The organism is Aeromonas sp. QDB39 (assembly GCF_027707585.1).
In the GTDB taxonomy this organism is placed as follows: Bacteria; Pseudomonadota; Gammaproteobacteria; order Enterobacterales; family Aeromonadaceae; genus Aeromonas; species Aeromonas hydrophila.
This window is the reverse complement of sequence record NZ_JAPCIV010000011.1, coordinates 65,844-88,868: the sequence shown is the minus strand read 5'-3', so window position 1 is coordinate 88,868 and position 23,025 is coordinate 65,844. Positions and strand designations below refer to the sequence as shown.

General features: G+C 63.6%; 17 protein-coding genes. 9 read left to right on the top strand and 8 right to left on the bottom strand.

The annotated features are described in order from the left end of the window. Nucleotides 1-286: 286 nt before the first annotated feature. The gene (gene ybaL / locus PG899_RS08390; protein WP_017409102.1) at nucleotides 287-1,930 is read left to right on the top strand and encodes a YbaL family putative K(+) efflux transporter; all 1,644 of its coding nucleotides are present in this window, start codon (nucleotides 287-289) and stop codon (nucleotides 1,928-1,930) included. A 400-nt stretch (nucleotides 1,931-2,330) separates the two neighbouring features. Continuing rightward, nucleotides 2,331-3,512 (top strand): M28 family metallopeptidase, encoded by a 1,182-nt coding sequence (locus PG899_RS08385; RefSeq protein WP_024944172.1) that lies wholly within the window; start codon nucleotides 2,331-2,333, stop codon nucleotides 3,510-3,512. Nucleotides 3,513-3,586: 74 nt separating this feature from the next. Here the strand turns inward: PG899_RS08385 and PG899_RS08380 are convergent, their stop codons facing one another. Beyond that, entirely contained in the window at nucleotides 3,587-3,799 is a 213-nt protein-coding gene (locus tag PG899_RS08380; RefSeq protein ID WP_190283990.1) for a hypothetical protein, read from the bottom strand. Between the two features lie 316 nt (nucleotides 3,800-4,115). Between PG899_RS08380 and pykF the strand changes: the two genes are divergently transcribed. From pykF to pgl, 4 genes are all read left to right on the top strand, one after another. Then, nucleotides 4,116-5,528, top strand: a complete 1,413-nt coding sequence (gene pykF, locus PG899_RS08375) for a pyruvate kinase PykF (protein ID WP_010633307.1) — start codon at nucleotides 4,116-4,118, stop codon at nucleotides 5,526-5,528. A 149-nt stretch (nucleotides 5,529-5,677) separates the two neighbouring features. Continuing rightward, a complete protein-coding gene (gene mscK, locus PG899_RS08370) occupies nucleotides 5,678-9,001 on the top strand; it encodes a mechanosensitive channel MscK (protein WP_190283989.1) in 3,324 nt (1,107 codons plus the stop codon). A 209-nt stretch (nucleotides 9,002-9,210) separates the two neighbouring features. Next, nucleotides 9,211-10,044: a hypothetical protein gene (locus PG899_RS08365; protein WP_270697336.1), complete on the top strand. Its 834-nt coding sequence runs from the start codon at nucleotides 9,211-9,213 to the stop codon at nucleotides 10,042-10,044. A gap of 64 nt (nucleotides 10,045-10,108) precedes the next feature. Next, a complete protein-coding gene (pgl, locus tag PG899_RS08360; RefSeq protein ID WP_270697335.1) occupies nucleotides 10,109-11,116 on the top strand; it encodes a 6-phosphogluconolactonase in 1,008 nt (335 codons plus the stop codon). A 101-nt stretch (nucleotides 11,117-11,217) separates the two neighbouring features. Here the strand turns inward: pgl and PG899_RS08355 are convergent, their stop codons facing one another. Then, complete coding sequence (locus PG899_RS08355) at nucleotides 11,218-12,456, bottom strand: uracil-xanthine permease family protein (RefSeq protein ID WP_016351527.1); 1,239 nt, start codon at nucleotides 12,454-12,456, stop codon at nucleotides 11,218-11,220. A gap of 305 nt (nucleotides 12,457-12,761) precedes the next feature. Between PG899_RS08355 and PG899_RS08350 the strand changes: the two genes are divergently transcribed. Together PG899_RS08350 and PG899_RS08345 are read left to right on the top strand one after the other, a co-directional pair. Further along, nucleotides 12,762-14,045, top strand: coding sequence for a hypothetical protein (locus PG899_RS08350; protein WP_190283987.1), 1,284 nt, complete (start codon nucleotides 12,762-12,764; stop codon nucleotides 14,043-14,045). Continuing rightward, a complete protein-coding gene (locus PG899_RS08345; RefSeq protein WP_190283986.1) occupies nucleotides 14,042-14,383 on the top strand; it encodes an RT0821/Lpp0805 family surface protein in 342 nt (113 codons plus the stop codon). The genes PG899_RS08350 and PG899_RS08345 overlap by 4 nt, the downstream gene beginning before the upstream one ends. Nucleotides 14,384-14,454: 71 nt before the next feature. Here PG899_RS08345 and PG899_RS08340 read toward each other — a convergent pair whose 3' ends face one another. Beyond that, complete coding sequence (locus PG899_RS08340; protein ID WP_011706852.1) at nucleotides 14,455-16,170, bottom strand: NAD-dependent malic enzyme; 1,716 nt, start codon at nucleotides 16,168-16,170, stop codon at nucleotides 14,455-14,457. A gap of 240 nt (nucleotides 16,171-16,410) precedes the next feature. Here PG899_RS08340 and PG899_RS08335 point away from each other — a divergent pair, with 240 nt between their 5' ends. Continuing rightward, nucleotides 16,411-17,541, top strand: coding sequence for a hybrid sensor histidine kinase/response regulator (locus PG899_RS08335; RefSeq protein ID WP_190283985.1), 1,131 nt, complete (start codon nucleotides 16,411-16,413; stop codon nucleotides 17,539-17,541). A 60-nt stretch (nucleotides 17,542-17,601) separates the two neighbouring features. Here PG899_RS08335 and PG899_RS08330 read toward each other — a convergent pair whose 3' ends face one another. The 5 genes from PG899_RS08330 to PG899_RS08310 form a co-directional block, all read right to left on the bottom strand. Next, nucleotides 17,602-18,579, bottom strand: a complete 978-nt coding sequence (locus PG899_RS08330) for a formate dehydrogenase subunit gamma (RefSeq protein ID WP_190283984.1) — start codon at nucleotides 18,577-18,579, stop codon at nucleotides 17,602-17,604. Then, nucleotides 18,576-19,199 (bottom strand): formate dehydrogenase FDH3 subunit beta, encoded by a 624-nt coding sequence (gene fdh3B / locus PG899_RS08325; protein WP_011706855.1) that lies wholly within the window; start codon nucleotides 19,197-19,199, stop codon nucleotides 18,576-18,578. Before fdh3B ends, PG899_RS08330 begins: the two co-directional genes overlap by 4 nt. A 4-nt stretch (nucleotides 19,200-19,203) precedes the next feature. Next, nucleotides 19,204-22,104, bottom strand: a complete 2,901-nt coding sequence (locus PG899_RS08320) for a formate dehydrogenase subunit alpha (RefSeq protein WP_197984396.1) — start codon at nucleotides 22,102-22,104, stop codon at nucleotides 19,204-19,206. A gap of 23 nt (nucleotides 22,105-22,127) precedes the next feature. Then, a complete protein-coding gene (locus PG899_RS08315) occupies nucleotides 22,128-22,331 on the bottom strand; it encodes a transcriptional initiation protein Tat (protein WP_005303194.1) in 204 nt (67 codons plus the stop codon). Nucleotides 22,332-22,400: 69 nt separating this feature from the next. After that, nucleotides 22,401-23,021, bottom strand: a complete 621-nt coding sequence (locus PG899_RS08310; protein ID WP_043119278.1) for a TorD/DmsD family molecular chaperone — start codon at nucleotides 23,019-23,021, stop codon at nucleotides 22,401-22,403. Between the last annotated feature and the right edge of the window lie 4 nt (nucleotides 23,022-23,025).

Sequence of the window (23,025 nt, the reverse complement as noted above, 5' to 3'; positions counted from 1 at the left end):
CGATTGATTACTGTTGCCAGCCTGACCGCCAGAGAAGCGCGCTTTCACCTCAAAACAGCCACTTATACAGTTTTAATCGCAAATTAAGTCTTAAATGTGGATAAATATTGTTTTTCTACCAAAAACGTATTATTTTTCAACAGAAACGGCAACTGTTGTCCCCCAGACACACCCTCTGTGCATGCGGCCAGCATCTGTCTCTTTCGCCCCCTGCTCATTGACAGCTGCCCTCTTCGCCCGCGCGGTGATCTGGTAGCCCCCTGACTGCCATTAGCGAGGTGACGACATGGACCACTCCCTTCCCCTGATTACCACCCTGGTCGGCGGCTTCGTGCTGGCCTACATCCTCGGCATGTTTGCCCAGCGCCTCAAGATCTCCCCCATGGTGGGTTATCTGGCGGCTGGGGTGATCTCGGGCCCCTTCACCCCGGGTTATGTGGCCGACATGAAGCTGGTGCCCGAGCTGGCGGAGCTGGGGGTGATCCTGCTGATGTTCGGGGTGGGGCTCCACTTCTCCTTCCGCGATCTGATGTCGGTGAAGCGGATCGCCATCCCCGGCGCCATCGCCCAGATCGCGGTCGCCACCCTGCTCGGCATGGGGCTCTCCTCCCTGCTGGGCTGGGATCCGGTCGCCGGCCTGATGTTCGGCCTCGCCCTCTCCACCGCCAGTACTGTGGTGCTGCTGCGGGCGCTGGAGAGCCGCCAGAATCTAGAAACCCTGCAGGGGCGCATCGCCATCGGCTGGCTTATCGTCGAGGATCTGGTGATGGTGCTGGCGCTGGTGATGCTGCCGATCATTGCGGACATCCAGTTCGGCGAGCAGACCCTGAGCTGGCAGAGCATAGCGCTGGATCTGGGCTGGACCCTCGGCAAGGTGAGCCTGTTCGTGGCGCTGATGATGGTGGTGGGCAGCCGCTTCATTCCCTGGCTGCTGGCCCACACCGCCAGCACCGGCTCGCGCGAGCTGTTCACCCTGGCGGTCCTGACCTGCTCGCTCGGCATCGCCTTCGGCGCGGTCAAGCTGTTTGGCGTCTCCTTCGCCCTCGGCGCCTTCTTCACCGGCATCGTCATGAACCGCTCCGAGCTGAGCCACCGCGCCGCCAACAACACCCTGCCGCTGCAGGACGCCTTCGCCGTGCTGTTCTTCGTCTCGGTGGGCATGCTGTTCAACCCGGCGGTGCTGCTGACCGAGCCGCTGGCGGTGCTGGCCACCCTGTTCATCATCATGTTCGGCAAGTCGGCGGCGGCCTACGCCATTGTGCGACTGTTCCGCTACAGCCGGCGCACCGCCCTCACCATCTCCGCCAGCCTGGCCCAGATCGGCGAGTTCTCCTTCATCCTCATCGGGTTGGCGATCGTGCTCAAGCTGGTGCCGGAAGGGGCCCGTGACCTGATCCTGGTAGGCGCCAGCCTCTCCATCATGCTCAACCCGCTGGTGTTCAACGCCGTCGAGCGCTACCTGGAGAAACACCCGGACGCCGACAACGCTAAGGTGCTGGCAGAGTGCAAATGCCCGGCGGTGGAGATGAAGGCCCACACCATACTGGTGGGCTATGGCCGGGTCGGCCGCCTGCTGGTGAGCGGCCTGCAGCAGGCCGGGCGCGAGTTGGTGGTGATCGAGCAGGATCCGCACCGGCTGGAGAGCCTGCGCCAGGCCGACATTCCCCACGTCAACGGCAACGTGGCCGATGACGAGGTGCTGTGCCGCGCCGCCATCACCGACGCCAGCTGGCTGCTGGTGGCCATCCCCAACAGCTTCGAGGCCGGCGAGGCCATCGCCCAGGCCAAGCTCATCAACCCGGCGATCCGGGTGATTGCCCGTGCCCACAGCGACGACGAGGTGAGCTTCCTCACCAAGCAGGGGGCGGACAAGGTGATCATGGGCGAGCGGGAGATAGCCCTCGGCATGCTGGCACAGGCCACCGCATAAACCGCCATCCAGTGAACCAGAGGGGCTTTGGCCCCTCTTTTTTACGCCTCTTTTTACACCCGAGCTTCTGGGTACCCAGGCCCCTCCCCACCCATGCCCGCCGGCGTCTCGCGCCGATATGGCACAATTTGACTCCCTTTGTCAGCCCCCCAGGTCAGGGCTGTGCACCGCCTCTGCGGCGGGCACGCTGCACAGCTTCCCCTCGCCAGCACAAAGCTCCAGCGGTTACCCCCAGCGGGACGCAGTAGACAGCAGATCCTGCAGCGGCCCCCACCGGACGGGGGTAGGGTCGCGCCAGATGGGCAAATTCGCCGGTCAGCTACCTTGGCTAGACTGGGCCAGTCGTCTTATGACACCCACTTGGCACACATGCCTGCAACTCACTCTGGAAGGATCCGCTATGAAACCCTTGTTGACCGCCCTCTTGCTTCCCCTGCTGCCCCTCGCCGTACAGGCCGCCGAGCCCGTCTGGATCACGGTCGGTGCCGACAGCGGCGTCGAGCTCAAGCAGGTCAAGGCCAAGCTGGCCCCCCTGTTCAGCGCCAGCGGCGCCCCGGTCCAGCTGGCCCAGGTCGAGGCGAGCGAACTTGGCACCCTCTCCCACCTGATGCACGAAGGGCACCAGCGCTGCGGCGGCTATGTGGTGCACAGCACCCTGGCCGACGCCCTGCAGAGCATGGCCCAGCCCATCAGCCAGAACCTGTTCAGCGCCCCGCCGCTGACCCAGGGGGCCAGCGTCAACCGGCTGCTGCCCTATCTGGATCAGGGCAACATAGTCGGCACCATCAGCCAGCTCGCCAGCTGGCGCAACCGCTACTACACCACCACCACAGGGGTGCAGTCGGCGGACTGGGTGGCCGGCCAGTGGCAGACCCTGAGCGCCACCCTGCCCTGGGCCAGCGTCAGTCGGGTCAAGCACAGCGGCTATCCGCAGCAATCCGTGGTGCTGACCCTCAAGGGCAGCCGCTACCCGGACGAAGTGGTGGTGCTCGGTGGTCACCTCGACTCCACCGCGGGCTCGGCCCCCAACAGCCGCACCTTGGCCCCCGGCGCCGATGACGATGCCTCCGGCATCGCCACCCTGACCGAAGTGCTGCGGGTCATCGCCGAGCAGGGCCGCCAGCCGGAGCGCACCCTACAGTTCATCGGCTATGCGGCGGAAGAGGTGGGGCTGCGCGGCTCCAAGGACATCGCCACCCGCTACAAGGCGGCCAACACCAAGGTACTGGCGGCGCTGCAGCTGGACATGACCAACTACCAGGGCTCAGCGGAAGATATCGTCTTCATGACCGACTACACCGACAAGGGGCTGACCGGCTATCTGGCCCAGCTGCTCGACGCCTATCTGCCCCAGATCCGCTACGGCTATGACAGTTGCGGTTACGGCTGCTCGGATCACGCTTCCTGGCACAATCAGGGCTACCCGGCCGCCATGCCGTTCGAGTCGCGCTTCAACGACTACAACCCCAACATCCACACCGCCCAGGACACCTTGCAAAACTCTGATCCCTCGGCTGCCCACGCCCTCAAGTTCGCCCAGCTGGCCACCAGCTTCGCCATCGAGATGGGCAAGATAAACTGAGCCGCCAAGGCGAGGTGACGCACCTAAAACAAGAGGGAGGCCAGGCCTCCCTCTTGTGTCTCTGCATCTGCCGCTCAGGACCGTCGATGTACCCCGTCAAGCGGGGTATTGGGGTGCGGCAAGCCTTGCTGCGCGCGGGCCGTGGCGGCCTGGGCCTGGTGCATTTCAAGGCGCTCGAACGCGCGCAGCGCGCCATCGCGAGGAGCGGGATCCGCCGGCCAGCAGCTGGCGGGCAGCGCCTGCACGCCCAGCAGGGCAACGGACAACAGCAACAGATAAGGGGCCATCTTGCGACACTCTTCGCGGCACTACGGTGGCAGCAGAGTGTCTATTCTTGTCGAGGACCGATGACGGTTTGATGACGGGACGGGATCGTCATTTTACAACATCTGACGAGGCGGGCCGGCGCCGAGATACATATGGCGACATTTATGCCAAATCTGCGCGGACCAGTTAATTTATGCCCTAAAAAGTAGCCAGGAGGAAAACGTTATCCCTGAAAAGAAAACGTTATCTGGTCAAAACGTTGTTTCTGGATCATAAAAAGTATCCAAAAACTGGTGTATATTGCACGGCGGAAACTCCTTAACCATGAAGACTGACATGAAAAAGACCAAAATCGTCTGCACCATCGGTCCCAAGACCGAATCCAAAGAAATGCTGGCCAAGATGCTGGACGCCGGCATGAACGTCATGCGCCTGAACTTCTCCCACGGCGACTACGCCGAGCACGGTGGTCGCATCAGCAACCTGCGCGCTGTCATGGCCGAAACCGGCAAGCACGCAGCCATTCTGCTGGACACCAAGGGTCCGGAAATCCGTACCATCAAGCTGGAAGGCGGCAACGACGTTGCCCTGGTCGCTGGCCAGACCTTCACCTTCACCACCGACCAGACCGTGGTTGGCAACAAAGACAAAGTAGCCGTGACCTATGCCGGTTTCGCCAACGACCTGCGCGTCGGCAACCGCATCCTGGTTGACGATGGCCTGATCGGTCTGGACGTCATCGAGATCACCGAGCGCGAAGTCATCTGTAAAGTACTGAACAACGGCGATCTGGGCGAGAACAAGGGCATCAACCTGCCGGGCGTCTCCATCAAGCTGCCGGCCCTGGCCGAGAAAGACAAGCGCGACCTGATCTTCGGTTGCGAGCAAGGCGTTGATTTCGTTGCCGCCTCCTTCATTCGCAAGAAAGAAGACGTGCTGGAAATTCGTGAGCACCTGAAAGCCCACGGTGGCGAGAACATCCAGATCATCTCCAAGATCGAAAACCAGGAAGGCCTGGACAACTTCGACGAGATCCTGGCTGTTTCCGACGGCATCATGGTTGCTCGTGGCGACATGGGTGTCGAAATCCCGGTTGAAGAAGTTATCTTCGCCCAGAAGATGATCATCGAGAAGTGCAACAAAGCCCGCAAAGTGGTCATCACCGCTACCCAGATGCTGGACTCCATGATCAAGAACCCGCGTCCGACCCGCGCCGAAGCCGGCGACGTGGCCAACGCCATCCTGGACGGTACCGACGCAGTCATGCTGTCCGGTGAGTCCGCCAAGGGCAAATACCCGCTGGAAGCCGTGACCATCATGGCCACCATCTGCGAGCGTACCGATGCCGTGATGCCGTCCAACCTGTCTGCTGCCAACGACAGCAACAAGCTGCGCATCACCGAAGCCGTATGTAAAGGCGCGGTAGAGACCTCCGAGAAGCTGGACGCCCCGCTGATCGTGGTTGCCACCGAAGGCGGCAAGTCTGCCAAGGCCATCCGCAAGTACTTCCCGAAAGCCTGGATCCTGGCCATCACCACCAACAAGAAGACCGCTGCCCAGCTGGTACTGACCAAGGGTGTGGTTGCTCACGTGGTTGACAGCATCGCCTCCACCGACGATTTCTATCGCATCGGTAAAGAAGCGGCGCTGGCCAGCGGCATGGGTCTGAAGGGTGACGTGGTTGTCATGGTCTCCGGTGCCCTGGTACCGAGCGGCACCACCAACACCGCTTCTGTTCACGTTCTTTAATCGGAACTGAACAAGCTGAAAACGGCGCCTGCGGGCGCCGTTTTTTTTATCTGCCCCCCTGCTGCCCATTCCTGCCCGGTGTTAGAATCCACGCGGATTTAATCCAAGTGGGAAAATTCCCAAATATCGCGTAATAACCCGGAAGTTTTATGCTCTCAACACGCTTCAAAAGAGCCTCGGCCACCCTGTTGCCGCTGCTCTGCTTACTCGTCAGCCTCTGCGCCCCGCAGGCCATGGCGCAGGATGTGCCCTCACGTGCCAGTGTGCAGCGGGCGCTCGATGCCCTTGGCAAGTCTGATACCCTCACCGTCAGCCAGCAGGCCGACCAGAAATTCCTGACCGACACCCTCACCCTGCTCGACAGCATCGAGAAGGAGAAGAGCAAGGCCAAGAGCCAGAGCGAGCGCATCCGCTCTCTGCCGGCCGAGCTCAGGGACATCAGCGCCAAGCTCGATGCCCTGACCCAGAACAAGAGTGCCGAGCAGATCAAGAGTGAATACGCCAGCATGAGCCTGAGCGAGCTGGAGAGTCGCCAGCCCGACGTCATGGCCAACATGCAGGATGCCCAGGAAGCCCTCGGCACCATCGGCAGCCAGATCACCAGCCTGCAAACCCTGCCGGAACGGGCCCAGGCCCTGATGAGCCGCGCCTATCAGCGCAGCCAGGAGATCCGTACCCGCCTCAACGCCGGTGATGGGGTGAGCGGTGCCGAGAAGATGAAGCTGGGCGCCGAGCTGGCCTTGCAGGAGCTGCAACTGGCCAACCTGCAACAGCAGCTGGACAACCGCACCAGCATGCAGGATCTCGCCGTCAAGCAGCGCGACTACCAGAGCGCCCGCCTCGCGAGCGAAGAGCAGAAGCTGCAACTGCTGCAAGAGCAGAGCAGTGCCAAGCGCCTCGGTGACACCGAAAAGACCGCCGAACAGACCGGCGAGCTGGTCGCCGCGGATGACAATCCGCTGGTACAAAAAGAGCAGGAGCTCAACCATCAGCTCAGCCAGCAGCTGGTCAGCGCCACCACCAACCTCAACTCGCTGGTACAGAAGAACCTGCAGGCCAAGAGCTGGCTGGAGCGCGGCACCCAGACCGAGCGCAACCTCAACGAACAGGTGCAGATGCTCAAGGGCAACCTGCTGCTGTCACGCATTCTCTACCAGCTCTACCAGCAGCTGGAGTCATCGCCTTCCACGCTGGTGAAGAACCTGGAAGAGCAGATCGCCGACCTGCACCTGGCCCAGTTCGAGCTGAGCCAGCAGCGCGACCAGCTGTTCCAGAAGACCCAGTATCTGGACAACCTGATCGCGAACAGCAGCGAGCCGGTGAGCGAGGAGGACAGAACCAGCCTCTCCAAGCTGCTCGACACCCGCATCAGCCTGCTCGACCAGCTCAACCGCCAGCTGGATGCCCAGCTGACCAACGCCATCAGCCTGCAGCTGACTCAGCAGCAGCTGGCACGGATCTACTCCTCCATCGAATTTACCCTGCAGCAGCACATCTTCTGGGTGAGCAGCAACAAGCCCATCGATGGCAAGTGGTTCATCAACTGGCCGGCCCAGGCCTACAAGCAGGCCTCCGACTGGGTGCTGAAACCGGACTGGAGCGGCTGGGGCGAGATGCTGCTGCCCGTCTCCCTGCTCGCCTTCCCGCTGCTGCTGGTGGGCGGTCTGCTGATCTGGAAGCGCCCGGCGCTGGTGGAGCGGCAGAAGAAGATCACCAAGGATCTGGGGCGTTTTCGCCAGGACAGCCAGTGGCACACCCCGCGTGCCCTGCTGTTTACCGTGCTGCAGCGCCTGCCGGGCAGCCTGTTCATTCTGGCCGCCGGTCTTTGGCTCACTTACTGCGGCCTGCTCAGTCCCAAGCTGATTTTCCAGATCACCCTCAACCTGGCGCTCGGCTACCTGGTGTTCAGCGTCTATCTGGCGGTGATGAGGCCGGGCGGCATTGCCGAGACCCATTTCCGCATTGCCAGAGCCGAACTGCAGGCCAAGCGCACCAGCATGCGCTACCTGTGGGTGCCCTTGCTGCCGCTCATCATGCTGTCGACCAAGGCAGTGGTAGAACCCTCATCGCTGGGCAACGACGTGGTGGGTCAGGCGCTGACCCTGGCCCTGCTGGGGCTGGCCGCCTACCTGGTGTTCCCCATCTCCCGCGCCCGCATCAAGGGCGAGGCGAGCATGCAGCAGTCCATCACCGCCATCGCCCTGGCGCTGGCACCGGTGGCGCTGATGGTGCTGGTGGGACTGGGTTACTACTACACCGCCCTCAAGCTGACCGGCCGGCTGATCGAATCCTTCTACCTCATCATCATCTGGAGCCTGGTCTACCGTACCGCCCTGCGCGGGCTGGAGCTGGCGGCCCGCCGTCTGGCCTATCGCCGTGCGGTGGCCAAGCGCGAGCACAAGTCTTCGGAAGATGCGGAAGGGGGTGAGTCCATCGAAGAGCAGCCCATGGATCTGGAGGATGTCAGCCAGCAGTCCCTGCGTCTGACCCGCACCGTGCTGCTGCTGGTGTTCGGCGTCGCCTTCTACTGGCTCTGGTCCGATCTGGTGGCGGTCTTCTCCTACCTCGACAGCATGGTGCTGTGGCACAAGAGCGTGGGCTCCGGCGCCAATGCGGTGCTCTACCCCGTCAGCCTGAGCGATGTGCTGACCGCCATCTTCATGCTGGGAGCGGCCTGGTCGCTGGCCCGCAACCTGCCGGGTCTGCTGGAGGTGCTGGTGCTCTCCAAGCTGCGTTTGGCCCAGGGCACGGCCTACGCCATCACCACCATGCTCAACTACGTGCTGATCGGGGTCGGTACCCTCACCGCCCTCTCCCTGATGGGTATGCAGTGGGACAAGCTGCAGTGGCTCGCCGCCGGTCTGACGGTCGGTATCGGTTTCGGTCTGCAGGAGGTGGTCGGCAACTTCGTCTCCGGCATCATCATACTGTTCGAGCGTCCGGTACGGATCGGTGACACCGTCACCATCGGTACCTTCTCCGGCACCGTCTCCAAGATCCGCATCCGCGCCACCACCATCACCGACTTCGACCGCAAGGAGGTGATCATCCCCAACAAGGTGCTGATGACCGAACGGCTGATCAACTGGTCACTGAGCGACACCGTCACCCGCGTCATCGTGCGGGTAGGGGTGGCCTACGGCTCGGATCTGGAGCTGACCCGTACCCTGCTGAAACAGGCGGCGGACGACAACAGCCGCGTCTTGAAAGACCCGGCCCCCATCGTCTACTTCCTCACCTTCGGCCCCAGCACCCTGGATCACGAGCTGCGCTTCTTCGTGAGCGAGCTCGGCGATCGCAACCCGGCGGTGGATGAGCTGAACCGCAAGATCGACGCCCTGTTCAAGGCCAACGGCATCGAGATCGCGTTCAACCAGATGGACGTCTACATCAAGAACATGAAGGGCGAAGAGCAGAAGGTGGAGTCCGACTCCGCCCAGCCTCCCGCCCTGCCGGGTGCCCAGCCCGGCTAAGGCAGCACGCCATGCCATTCGAAGGCCCCGCAAGGGGCCTTTTTTATGGTCGGCGGCCAGCCATCTACGCTGGTTTTGTGACGTGCCGGCCAGAATGGGACACCGTTTGCCGCTAGCCTGAAGCGCTTATCCCCTGCTCGCCGACCTGCCAATCGAGGTCGGCCGCGATACACTGAGGGGCCAACCCCCACATTTGCCAAGGTGCGCCAATGAGTTCCCAACCCACTCTGCTCTCTTTTCTCGGCTCTCCCCTGCTCGGGGTGGCCGCCACCTATGTCGACCCCGCCAGCAAGGAGACCGGCGTCTACATCTGCGGGGTCGAGATCCAGGCCGGCGACGAGCTGCTACTGAGCTTTCCCAAGGGGCACCAGCTGGCGGTGGGGGAGAAGATCACCCTGCATCTGGACAACCGCACCGGGGTCGACGAGTACGACGCCTCCTTGAGCATCTACCGCGTCTCCTACAAGGGGGTGATAACAAAAACCGCCCCGGACAAGGTGCAGGTCACCCCGCTGCAGTTCGAGCTCTGGTACGGCAACCGGGTGGTCTATGGCTTCGCCCGGCCGGACTATCAACATCCGGCCGATGAACGCCCCGCCCGCGAGCTGCCGGTCACCCCGCTCACCGGCCTGCCGGTGCCTGACCTGCGCGAAGTGGAGAACAAGATCGGGGTGCTGGTGACCCGGGCCCAGTCCCAGCCACACACCACAGTGCTGGCGTTTCTCTCCTCCGATGAGGACGATATCTTCTTCATCACCTTCCCCGAGACCTTCAAGTCGCAGTTGCTCAAGCGCGACGGCCGCTGCCACTTCGCCATCGACTCGCGGGCGGTGTTCACCTACACCCGCGCCATCGAGTGGAACTACACCATCATCGCCGCCGATGCCTACCAGATCCCGCAGGATCACCCGCTGTTCGAACCCATCCGCGCCGCTTTCGTGCAGAAGAACCCGTGGGAAGTGGGTTTCTTCAGCCACCCGCAGGTGGAGCTCTATCACCTCAAGGCCCGTCAGGTGGTCTGCCCGGGGCGGGCAAAAGAGTAGGCCAGAGCAGGCCCGAAAGAGGATAAGATGACCGCCGTTGCCCATGACAAGGAGTAGAGAGCAGATGCAGCAGGTCGTTTATGTGGCGAGTCCCGCCAGCCAGCAAATCCATGTATTCGCCCTGGCCGGGCACGGGGAGCTCGCGCCATTGCAGGTGGTCGACACCCCGGGCCAGGTCCAGCCGCTGGTGATCAGCCCGGACGGACACTGGCTCCATGCCGCCGTGCGGCCCGATTTTGCGCTCATCAGCTACCGGATTGGTGTGGATGGCCGACTCAGCGAGCCGGGCTCGGCGCCGCTGGCGGGCAGCGCCTCCCACACCGCCATCTCGGCCGACGGCCGCTTCCTGCTGGCAGCATCCTATGCCTTCAATCACGTCACCGTCTCCGCCATCGGCAGCACCAGTCGGGCAGCACCGCCCCACCAGCAGCTCGACGGCTTGCAGGCCGCCCACTCGGTCACCCTGCTGGCCGCCGATGGCCAGGGCGAGCAGGAGGTGCTGGTCGCCTGCCTCAAGGAGGACCGTATCCGCCGCTTCGTGCTCTGCCGGGAGGGTCGGCTGCGCCCCCATCCGCTGGGGGATCTGCAGACCGCCAGCGGCGCCGGCCCGCGCCATCTGGCGCTGCATCCAAGCAATGGCGACCTCTATTGCCTGAACGAGCTCGATTGCACCATCAACCGCTACCGACACAGCGCCGATGGCGGCATCACACTGTGCCAGAGTCTGGAGATGCTGCCCGCCGGATATCAGGGGGAGTACTGGGGCGCAGATCTACACGTGACGCAGGATGGACGCTTTCTCTACAGCAGCGAGCGGGCCAGCAGCCTGCTGACCCAGTTCGCCATTGCGCCAGATGGCGAGCTCAGCGTGGTCGGCCACTTCCCCACCGAAACCATGCCGCGCGGCTTTGCCATCGACGGGCAGGGCCGCTGGCTACTGGCGGCAGGGCAAGCCTCCCACCAGTTGGCGCTGCACCGCATCGATCCGGCCAGCGGCGCCCTGACCCTGCAGGCACGCCAGCCGGTGGGCGAAGGGGCCATGTGGGTGCGGGTATTGACGCTGGCGCCCTGAGCTCTGAGCACTTAGCCCCGAGCCCGGCGCACCGACAAAACAGAGAGGCCACCCTGGGGTGGCCTCTTTTTCATCATCTCAATGCAAGTCAACGCAGGGATTTAATCCTTGGCGCTCTCCATGGCCCCCTCTTCGGAGTGCTGGGGCAGGATGAGGTTGAGCAGGATGGCGGCCACCGAGGCCAGACCCACGCCCGCCAGGGCGAAGTCACCGATCTTCATCTCCAGCGCACCGACACCCACGGTCAGGGTCACGGCCACGATGGCGATGTTGCGCGACAGCCCCAGATCCACCTTGGACTCCACCAGGGTCTTGAGACCGATGGCGGCGATGGATCCGAACAGCAGCAGCATGATGCCGCCCATCACCGGCATCGGGATGGAGGTGAGCAGAGCGTTGAACTTGCCGAAGAAGGCCAGAATGATGGCGAACACCGCGGCCCAGGTCATGGTGACCGGGTTGAAGTTGCGAGTGATCATCACGGCGCCGGTCACTTCGGCGTAGGTGGTAACGGGGGGACCACCGATGAAGCCGGCGAAGCAGACGCCGATGCCGTCACCGGCCAGGGTGCGGTGCAGACCCGGGTTCTTGGTGTAATCCTTGCCCGTCACGCCACCGATGGCCAGCACGCCGCCGATGTGTTCGATACAGGGGGCGATGGCCACCGGCAGCATGAACAGCGCCGCAGCCCAGTTGATCTCGGGGGTCACGAAGTGGGGCAGCGCCAACCAGGGGGCGTTCACCATGCCATCGAAGCTCACCTGACCCATCAGCACGGCGGCCACGTAACCGGCGATGACGCCGGAGAGGATGGGAATGAGCTTGATCCAGCCCTTGCAGAACACCGCCGCAATCAGGGTCACCGCCAGCGAGATGCCGGCCAGGGTCAGCGCAACCGAGGCTGGCACGACCTGCTCACCACCGGCGCGGCCCATCGCCATGTTGCAGGCCACCTGGGCGACCGACAGACCGATCACCATGATCACCGGACCAATCACCACCGGCGGCAGCAGCTTGTGCACGAAGCCCATCCCACGCACGCGAATGAGCGCGGCCAGGATGAAGTACATGAAGCCGGCGGCAAACAGACCGAACATGGTGGAGGGCAGGCCCCAGGTCTGGGTGGCGTAAATGATGGGGGCGATGAAGGCAAAGCTGGAACCGAGGAAAATCGGGACCTGGCGGCGGGTGCAGAGCTGGAACAGCAGGGTGCCCACACCGGCGCCAAGCAGGGCCATGGAGGGGTTCAGTCCGGTGAGCAGGGGCACCAGAACCATGGCACCGAAGGCGACAAACAGGATTTGCAGCCCGGCGACACTTTGCTTGACTAAGGAAAACATGGATGTCCTTAATTTTTTGATAACTGACAGGGATATTTGACACTTTTCAGTTATCACAAGACTTTTTCAAGGCACTGAATGAGCCATTCGGCGTCATTTGTTGCCTCTTACTGCTTGGGGAGGGCATGAAACTGGCTTTTTAGGCGGGATTCGTTGCTACAAGCATCGAGGAAGCGATTTTACGCACTTTTATCGCCGACGCCAATCGTTTTTCCACGCGGTTTTGTTGTCAGGTGTTGCCCCTGCCCCGCCACCGGCCCCCTCTATACTTGATGGCGTGAACCCAGCCGGACAAGGAGTCCCCCATGTCACTGCCCGCTTTCAAGCCCAGCCAGCGTCGACTGCTGGTGGGCTCGGCCATCGCCCTGGCCTTGTTTGCCACCCCGCTGAGCTATGACTTCAGCCACCATCAATGGCAGCTGAATCAGGCCTATGCCAAGTCCTGTTTCGTGGCCGGCACCCGCATCCTGATGGCCGATGGGGAGGAACGTCCCATCGAGACCCTGCGGGTCGGTGAACGGGTGCGGGATCAATATGGCCACAGCAACCGGATCCTGGCGGTCGAGCGGGTACTACTGGGAGCGCGCCGGCTGTACGGGCTCAACCGGCTGGCCCCCTTCTTCACCGCCGAACACCCCTTGCTGACCACCCGCGGCTGGGCGGCCATCACCCCGGCCATGACCCACAGCGAAAACCCGACCCTCGCTGTGCTGCCGCTCTTTACCGGCATGTATCTGCTGGGTTGGTCGGAACACGGCAGCGCAGGCAGCCTGGCGCTGGCACCTCACCCCACCCCACTGCTGGTGGAGTCCCTCTGCTGGCTTGACGCCCCGCCCACCACCGCACTGTTCAACCTGATCCTGGATGGCAGCCACAGCTATGTCGCCAATGGGCTGATCGTTCACAACAAGGATGGCGATGGCAGTGGAAACGGTGGAGGAGGAAGTAGCGGCGGAGGTGGTAGCGGTAGCAGTAGTGGAGGCAGCGACAGCGATGGCGGCAGCAGCAGTGGTGGAGGCAGCGACAGCGATGGCGGCGGCAGCAGTGGTGGAGGCAGTGACAACGATGGCGGTAGCAGCAGCGGTGGAGGCAGCGACAGCGATGGCGGCGGCAGCAGTGGTGGAGGCAATGACAGCGATGGCGGCAGCAGCCATGGCGGTGAGGACAACAGCGGTGGGGAACATGCCGGCGGCGAGCAGCATGCAGGGGGCGCTCGGCATGCCGGTGGTGAGCAGCATGGCGGAGGGGACCGCCACGGCGGCGGAGATCGTCATGGTGGCGGGCGTGGCCTGGGCAACGGCCTCGATGACAACGGGGTAGACGCCGTCGATGCCAATGGCAACGAGATCCGGGGCGACGGCACGGTCGACGACAACGGCAACGAGATCCGGGGTGACGGCACGGTCGACGACAAGGGGGTAGACGCCGTCGACGCCAATGGCAACGAGATCCGGGGCGACGGCACGGTCGACGACAACGGCAACGAGATCCGGGGCGACGGCACGATAGACGATCGCGGCCAGACCCTGACCGATGCGCAGGAGCAAGCGCTGATCCAGCAAGGGTTCAACAGCAAGGTGCAACCATGAACCGTTATCTGCTGATCTGCCTGGCAATGTGGTTGTCCGCCTGTGTCACCCAGCCAGCCGCCCCGCTCTATCACCAGATGGACAAGCAGGACGTGGCGCTGGCCAATCAGGCGCTGGCCGAGGCGCTGCAAACCCGCCCCAAGGGCCAGAGCCTCACCTGGTTCAACCCAGCCAACCGCCACTCGGGCAGCGTCACACCACTGCGCACCTTTCGCCACCCCAACGGCCTCTGGTGCCGCGACTACCGCGAGCAGCTCTACATAGGCCAGGCCAGTCAGCAGTGGCAGGACACCGCCTGCCGCAGCAAGGTGGGGCACTGGCTGCCGCTGCGCGGCTGACAGCTCAGGTAACAAAAAAGAGGGGTGGCCGTGGCCACCCCTCTTCTATTGCAACTGCAAGCTTACGGCCATCATACCCGGCGATAGGGCAGGTAGACCGGCTCCCACATGTGGTTGAGGATGTGCTGCTGCAGATCCTGACCGATCAGCGGATGAGAAGGATCCCGCCGCACTATGTCCTTGAGCACCGCCGTCGCCACGTGCACCGAGATGTTGCGCAGCTCGCGAATGCGCGGATAAACGGCCCCCTTGGCCAGGTCCACCTCACTCACGCACTCCGCCAGCGCAAAGGCGGCGGTGGTGAAGATGTCCGGCGTGATCTCGCGGATCTGGCTGACGATGGCCGCCAGACCCACCCCCGGGAAGATGAAGACGTTGTTGCCCTGACCGACCCGGAACTCCTGCCCTTCGTAGTGCACATCCTTGAACGGACTGCCGGTGGCGACGATGGCCTTGCCCTTGCTCCAGCGATAGATGTCGTCCGGCAGCGCCTCGCAGTTGGCGGTCGGGTTGGAGAGCGGGAACACCATGGGGCGCGCGCAGTGTTTTTGCATCAGCTGCACGTGCTCCTCCTTGAAGGCGCCGCCCGAGCCGCTGGTGCCCAGCAGCACGGTGATCGGCACGTGACGCAGCACGTCGGTCAGGTTGGCCTTGCCGGGCACCTCGGTGTCCCAGCCGGCCAGCAGCAGGCCCGGCTTGGCGTAGCGGCGTTTGTACTCGTCGAGCCCCTCGCGGTTGTCACACACCAGCCCCTGGGTATCCAGGATGTAGATGCGATCGCGGGCCGCCTGCGGGTCCAGCCCTTCGCGGATCATGCCCGCGCAGATCTGATCCGCCACCCCGACCCCGCCGGCACCGGCGCCATAAACCAGGTAGTTCTGCTGGCCCAGGGTCTCGCCCTTGACCTTGACCGCCCCTATGATGCCCGCCAGCACCACGGCCCCGGTGCCCTGGATGTCGTCGTTGAACGACGGCAGCGACTGCTGATAACGGGAGAGATTGTTGAAGGCGTTGGACTTGCTGAAGTCCTCCCACTGCAGCACGGCGTTCGGGAAGTGGCGCTTGACCCCGGCCACGAACTTGTCGATGAAGTCGTCGTACTCCTTGCCACGAATGCGCTTGTGGGGCTGACCCAGGTACATGGGATCATCCAGCAGCGCCTGATTGTCGGTGCCCACGTCGAGCGCGATGGGCAGGCAGCAGGCGGGGTGAATGCCGGCAGCCAGGGTATAGAGGGAGAGTTTGCCGATGGGAATGCCCATGCCGCCCACTCCCTGGTCACCGATCCCCAGGATCCCCTGGCTGTCGGTCACGACGATGATGCGCACCGATTTGGCATCCAGCTGACGGGCCAGGGAGCCCATGTCATCGACGTTCTTCGGGGTGATGTAGAGGCCGCGCGCCTTCTGGTAGCGGTGGCTGAACTCCTGACACGCCTTGCCCACGGTCGGGGTGTAGATGATGGGGGTCATCTCCTCCACGTGGCGCGCCAGCAGGGCGTAGAACAGGGTCTCGTTGCGATCCTGCAATGCCCGCAGGTTCTGATACTTCTCGATGTCGCTGCAGGCGCTCAGAAAGCCCTGATAGACCCGATCCAGCTGGGCTTCGAAGGTTTGCACCTGGGGAGGCAACAGGCCGTCGAGCTCGAAGTCGGCGCGCTCCTGTTCGGTAAAGGCGGTGCCCTTGTTGAGATTGCGATCGTTGAGCAGATCGGTGCCAGTCAGTGCGACGGGGCGAAAATCTTGTCCCTGTGCATCTTTCCACAGCAGATATTGTCCGGTAGCCATAGTCATTCTCTTTGATTTACGTGAAATTGCCGTTCGGCAGGAGAGCAAGACTCATAATGAAATCAATCATATGACGTTTGCCTGTTTAGTTTTGTGAGCTTGGGCATACCCTGCGGCCAAAATCCGCGCCGAGGTGGATGATGGTCTCATACCGGCCACGCGCCACAGAGAGCGTCCAACTATGCTCAACAGCAGGCCACCGGCAGGGAGAGGTTCCCGGGGGCAGGAGAGAGCAAACAGATGAGTGAAATCCTGATCGTCGATGACATGGCATCCAACCGCTACATCTTGCGCAGTCTGCTGGAAGAGGCGGGTTACCGGGTGCGGGAGGCCACCGACGGCCTGCAGGCGGTGGATGCCGCCACCGAGTTCCCCCCCGATCTGGTGCTGATGGACATCAACATGCCGGTGATGGACGGTTACGAGGCGTGCCGCCGCATCAAGCAGTTGCCGGGCCAGTGGTGCCTGCCGGTGCTCTTCATCAGTACCAACAGCGGGATCGGGGCGCTCGAACAGGCCTTTCAGGCCGGCGGCTGCGACTATGTCTCCAAGCCGTTCCACCAGCTCGAGGTGCTGGCCCGGGTGCAAAACCAGCTGCGACTCAAGGAGCTGGGACGCCAGCAGGCCAAGGTGCAGCTCTACCAGAGCCTGTTTCAGCTCACCGCCGGCATCGCCCACGAGATCAACACCCCCATCGGCATCGGCATCACCGCCTCCAGCCTCATTCACGGCGCCGGCGATCTGCTGGCCAGCGCGGTGCAAAACGGCATGCTGGGGCAGCGCCTGCTCCAGCAGCAGCTCACCGACATCAAGGAGGGCACCGAGCTGGTGGAATCCAGCCTGCGCCGGGTCGCCCTGCTGGTGACCCGCTTCAAGGAGCTGACCCGGGATCAGACCGAACTGCCCGCCACCCCCTTTGCCGTACAGAAGAGCCTGCGCAAGCTGCTGCAGGCCTTCACCCCCGAGTTTCTCATCGCCAGGGTCAACGCCGAGCTGGGCGGCGAGGAGGTCACCCTGACCGCCCCCGAGTCGCTGTTTCTCGACCTGGTGCAGGAGCTCATCAAGAACAGCATGGAGCACGCCTTCAAGGGGCCGGGGGAGCACCGCCTCTCCCTGCAGGTGGAGCGGGCCGGCAGCGAGCTGCTGCTGATCTACCGGGACAACGGCCCCGGCATGGCGGCCGAGCAGCTGACCCACCTGTTCGAGCCCTTCTTCACCACCCTGCGCGGCGCCCCCTGCCACTGCGGGCTGAGCGCCTGTCGCATCCACAACCTGGTGGAGAACAACCTGCACGGTCAGCTCGCCGTCACCAGCCCGCCCGGCGAGGGGCTCTGCTACCGCATCCGGCTGCCGCTGCAGCCGCCGCTCTGAGCGGCAGGCACAACAAAGGGGCGCCGCAGCGCCCCTTCTCTTTACATCCTGATGTCGCGGTCAGCGCCCGCCTGACTTGCCCGTGTCGGGCTGGTCGAGCTGATGCTTCACCTCTTCATACCAGAGGTCGTGGTGCTCCTTGGCCCAGGTCTCGTCCACCTCGCCGCTGATCATCCCCTCCAGCGCCCCTTCCAGCTGGAACAGGCCCATGTAGATATGGAAGATGAAGCCACAGATGAGGATCAGGGCGCCGACGATGTGGATGAAGCTGGCCCACTCCATCTGGCGGCGCAGCTGGCCGAAGATGGGGAAGTCCAGAAACAGCCCGGTCGCCACCACGATGCCGCCAAACCAGATCAGCAGCCAGAAGATCGCCTTCTCGCCACCGTTGGAGAAGCCCGCCGAGGGGTGACTGCCCTTGTGGGGCCCCAGCATGCCGCCCGCCTTCATGAACCAGCGCACGTCCACCATGTTGACGATGTTGTGGCGAAACCACTTGATGAGCACTCCAATCAGGCAGAGGAAGAAGAGCGGCCCCACGTAGTTGTGGAACACCTTGGCGAACCAGATCCAGTTCTCCCACACCCCGATGCTCACCACCGGCTTGATGAAGTGCTTGCCGTAGATGATGGCCAGCCCTGACCCGGACAGGGTCAGGAACATGCCCGCCGTGGTCCAGTGCAGCGCCCGATCCAGCCGGCTCCAGCGCTTGAGCTTGCGCCCGGTGCGCGGTTTGGAGAGCTTGGTCGGCCCCACCGCCCAGTACATCAGGCCGCACATGGCGAGCGACCCGAAGATGGCGATGGCACCGAGCGGCGACACCCACTTGGTCTTCACCTCGAACCAGAGCTGGCCCGGCACCGAGATGAGCACCCCGTGCTCCGGCGAGCGGGAGGTGGTCACCCCCTCCTGCCCGTCCTTCACCGCCCGCCAGTAGTCGGCGCCGGCAAAGCCGACCGCCTCTTTCTCGGCGTCGGCGAAGCTGGCGGTACTCACCAGCAGCAGGGCGGCAAACAGGGCCATTAGCCAGGTTTTCATGCCGCCCCTCCCTTGCCCGCCTTGCTGGCGTCGTAAAACAGCTCTTCACCACTGCCCCAGCCCGCTTCCTTGGCGCCGCGATAGGCGACCCGCTCACGGAAGATGTCGGAGATCACCTGCGCATCCCCCGCCAGCAGCGCCTTGGTGGAGCAGAGCTCGGCACACATGGGCAGCTTGCCCTCGGCGATGCGGTTGGCACCGTACTTCTGGCGCTCCGCCTCGCTGTGATCCTCTTCCGGGCCACCGGCGCAGAAGGTGCACTTGTCCATCTTGCCGCGATCGCCAAAGGCGGCGGTCTTCGGGAACTGGGGCGCCCCGAACGGACAGGCGAACAGGCAGTAGCCGCAACCGATGCAGAGATCCTTGTTGTGCAGCACTATGCCGTCGTCGGTGTGATAGAAGCAGTCGGCCGGGCAGACCGCCATGCAGGGGGCGTCGGTGCAGTGCATGCAGGCGACCGAGATGGAGGTCTCCCCCGGCAGGCCGTCGTTGAGGGTCACCACCCGGCGGCGCTGGATGCCCCACTCCAGGGCATCGTCGTTCTCGTTCTTGCACGCCGTCACACAGCCGTTGCACTCGATGCAGCGCTTGGTGTCACACATGAATTTCATTCTGGCCATGAGATCAGGCTCCTACTTGGCGAAAACGGCACAGGGTGACCTTGGTCTCCTGCATCTGGGTAACCGGGTCATAGCCATAGGTGGTGACTATGTTGACCGACTCTCCCAGCACATAGGGGTCTGACCCTTCCGGATATTTGGCGCGCAGATCCTGGCCCTCGAAGTGGCCGCCGAAGTGGAACGGCATAAAGGCGAGCCCAGGTTTGACCCGCGGGGTCACCAGCGCCTTCACCTTGACCCGGCCCCCTTCCGGCCCCTCCACCCACACATCCTGACCGTCGCGCACGCCGACGTCGTTGGCATCCGCCGGGTTCATCTCGACGAACATCTCCTGCTGCAGCTCTGCCAGCCAGGGGTTGGAACGGGTCTCGTCGCCGCCCCCCTCGTACTCCACCAGACGGCCGGAGGTGAGGATGATCGGGAACTCCTTGCTGACGTCCTTCTCCTGCACCGAAGCGTACTGGGTCGGCAGGCGCCACAGGCTCTTGGCGTCCGGCCAGGTAGCGTAGTCGGCCAGCAGATCCCGGCGCGGGGTGTAGAGCGGCTCGCGGTGCTTGGGCACCTGATCCGGGAAGGTCCACACCACGCAGCGCGCCTTGGCGTTGCCGTAGGGCACGAAGCCGTGCTTGATGGCCACCCGCTGGATGCCGCCTGAGAGGTCGGTCTTCCAGTTCTTGCCCTCGGCCTCTTTTTTCTCGGCCTCGGTCAGCTCATCCCACCAGCCAAGCTGTTTCAGCAGATCGGCGGTGATCTCGGGATAGCCGTCTTCCACCTCGCTCCCCTTCGGCCAGGAGTCTTCGGCCAGCAGTGACACCCCCTGGTACTCGATGCCGAAACGGGCGCGGAAACCGCCGCCCCCCTCCGAGACCGGAATGCTGGTGTCGTAGAGGATGTGGCTGCCGGGGTGCTTCATCTCCGGGGTGCCCCAGCAGGGCCAGGGCAGACCGTACACTTCGCCGCTGACCGGGCCGCCCTCGGCCTTGAGGTTGGTCTTGTGGAAGGTGTGCCAGTTCTGCTGGTGCGCCTTGAGCCGCTCCGGGCTCTGGCCGGTGTAGCCCACGCTCCACATGCCGCGGTTGTATTCACGGGTGATGTCTTCCAGCAGTGGCTCGTTGTTCTCCACCTTGATGTGCTTGAACAGCTCATCGGCAAAGCCGAGCTTCTTGCTCAGGAGATACATGATCTCGTGGTCGACCTTGGATTCGAACAGCGGCTCGACCACCTTGTCGCGCCACTGCATGGAGCGGTTGGTGGCGGTGACGGAGCCATAGGTCTCGAACTGGGTGGTGGCTGGCAGCAGGTAGACGCCGTCGGTACGATCGTTCATGACGGCAGCGACCGTGGGGTACGGGTCGACAATCACCATCATGTCGAGCTTTTGCATCGCCTTCTTCATCTCGGGACCGCGGGTCTGGGAGTTGACCGCATGGCCCCAGTAGAACATGGCGCGGATGTTGGAGCCCTGCTCGATGAGATCGGCGTTCTCCAGCACCCCGTCCACCCAGCGGGAGACCGGAATGCCGTTGTTGTTCATCGGCAGCTTGCCGTTGTAGGCCTTGTTGTCAAAACGGGCCTTGATCCACTCGTAATCAACGTCCCACACCCGGGCCCAGTGCTTCCAGGAGCCCTCTTCTAACCCGTAGTAACCGGGCAGGGAGTCGGAGGTGACGCCAAAGTCGGTGGCACCCTGCACGTTGTCGTGACCGCGGAAGATGTTGGTGCCTGCCCCGCTCTTGCCCACGTTGCCGAGGGCCAGTTCGAGGATGCAGTAAGCACGGGTGTTGTTGTTGCCGGTGGTGTGCTGGGTGCCGCCCATGCACCAGACCACGCAGCCGGGGCGGTTGTCGGCCAGCAGCTTGGCGGCGCCATGAACCTGCTGTTCGTTGAGGCCGGTTACCCGCTCCACTTCGGCCGGGGTCCAGCGCGCCACCTCTTTTTGCACCTCGTCCATGCCGTAGACGCGGGTGCGGATGAACTCCTTGTCTTCCCAGCCGTTCTTGAAGATGTGCCAGAGCATGCCCCAGATAAAGGCGACGTCGGTGCCCGGACGCAGGGAGAGGTACATGTCCGCCTTGGCGGCGGTACGGGTACGGCGCGGGTCGACCACCAGGATCTTGCAGCCGTTGCGCTCTTTCGCCAGCAGGATGTGCTGCATGGCGACCGGGTGGGCCTCCGCCGGGTTGGAGCCGATAAACATGATCGACTTGCTGTTGTGCATGTCGTTCAGGCTGTTGGTCATGGCGCCGTAGCCCCAGGTGTTGGCGACCCCGGCCACCGTGGTGGAGTGGCAGATGCGCGCCTGGTGATCCACGTTGTTGGTGCCCCACAGGGAGGCCATCTTGCGAAACAGGTAGGCCTGCTCGTTGGAGTGCTTGGCGGAGCCGAGCCAGTAGACGCTGTCGGGGCCGGACTCCTTGCGAAGACGCAGCACTTCATTGCCCACCTCTTCGATGGCCTGCTCCCAGCTCAGACGCTGCCACTTGCCGCCCACCAGCTTCATCGGGTACTTGAGGCGACGCTCGCCGTGGCCGTGCTCGCGCAGGGCCGCCCCCTTGGCGCAGTGACCGCCCAAGTTGAAGGGGTGATCGAAGGCCGGCTCCTGCCCGGTCCAGACGCCGTTTTGCACCTCGGCATAGACGCCGCAGCCCACCGAGCAGTGAGAGCAGATGGTGCGCTTCACCTCGACCGGCACCTCGGCCGCCACGGTTTTGGCCTCGGCCCGTTGCATCATGGCAGGCGCCAGCCAACCGGCGGCCACGGCGCCACCGGCCACCAGACTTGAGTTGACCATAAAGGCGCGACGGGTCAGCCCCTGACCGCGAGCGGCCCCATTATTTTGCAAACCGCCTTGCAAGCTGCCCTGCTCGCCCGCCTGGGGCTGCTCGGCACGTTTCGTCAGTTTCATGAGTTCTCCTTCACTGAGTCGGCTCAGTCGGTGCCGCGCAGGGTGCGATAAAAGTCGTGAACGTGAGGGGTCTCCCGATAACCCTTGTCCGGCTCGGTGTCGTGGGTCAGCACCTCCTTGCCCACCACCCGGCCGGTGGCACCGGCCAGCACGCCTATGGTGGCAACCACCCCCACCCCCTTGATCAGATTGCGGCGGGACGGGTCTTTCAGCTGTTCATCGCTCATCTTTCTGTGACCTCTGTTGTTATGGTCGGCTGCGGTGAGCCGGTTTTGCTATGAGTGGGTGGCGCAGCGTCATGGCTGCGTCACCACCGGGCTGCCAAAGGGCAGGCGCAGTTCCTGTTCCAGCTTGAAAAAGTCTTCGGCAAGCGCCCCGACCGCCCGGTAGAAGCTGCCCCCTTTCGCCTGTTGCTGATCGCGGCAGCAGGCCAGTACCCAGGGGGCAAGGTGGCGCTCATAGAAGCGGTTGCGCTCCGGGTGCTGCTCGGCAATCAACACCGCCATCACCTCGCAGAGGGCGGCCAGGTGATCTTCCGGCTCGCACACCCCGCTCTGGCGCTCGAAACCGAGGGACTGCAGGTCTGCGCGCAGCACCGCCAGCGGCAGCTCCATCAAGGAGCCGGTGAGATACCAGGAGGCAAACGGCACTATCTCCCCGCGCCCCAGCCCGATAAAGAGATCCTGATACTCCTCGGCAAGCTCGTTTTCGTGGTGGCTGCTGGCTGCCAGCTGCACCAGCCCCAGTCCTCTGGCAAAGGGGCCGGGCATGGCTTGCAGGCCTTGCAGCCAGGCGAGTTGCTCGCCACGGGGGGCGGCGCGCCAGAGGCTCGCCAGCAGGGCGTACATGTCGGCGCTATTGCGATCCAGGTCGGTCATTGCCGGCGCCTCCGGGTAGTCATTGCGTTGTTCAGTCATCAGA